Source organism: Kitasatospora sp. MY 5-36 (genome assembly GCF_001182915.1).
Taxonomy (GTDB): Bacteria; Actinomycetota; Actinomycetes; order Streptomycetales; family Streptomycetaceae; genus Kitasatospora.
Window position 1 is genome coordinate 1 of record NZ_LFVW01000306.1, and the last position, 271, is coordinate 271.

The window sequence follows — 271 nt, forward strand, 5'->3', positions numbered from 1 at the left end:
GGTGCCGGTCGCGGGCCGGGAGGTCGATCCCGACGAGCTGCGGCGTTTCGCCGTGGGGCGGCTGCCGCGTCACATGGTGCCGTCGGCGGTGGTGGTGCTGGAGGCGCTGCCGATCACGCCGAACGGCAAGCTGGACCAGCGCGCGCTGCCCGCGCCTGCCGCCGCCGCTGTCGAGCCGAGCGGTCGGGCGCCGCGTTCCGCGCAGGAGGAGATCCTGTGCGTGGTGTTCGCGGAGGTGCTGGGCCTGCCGTCGGTGGGGATCGACGACGAC

General features: G+C 75.3%; 1 pseudogene. It reads left to right on the plus strand.

Annotation, left to right across the window (positions count from 1 at the left end):
* Window positions 1-271 (plus strand): annotated as a pseudogene (locus AE652_RS20780) (glycine-AMP ligase); the annotation flags it as partial.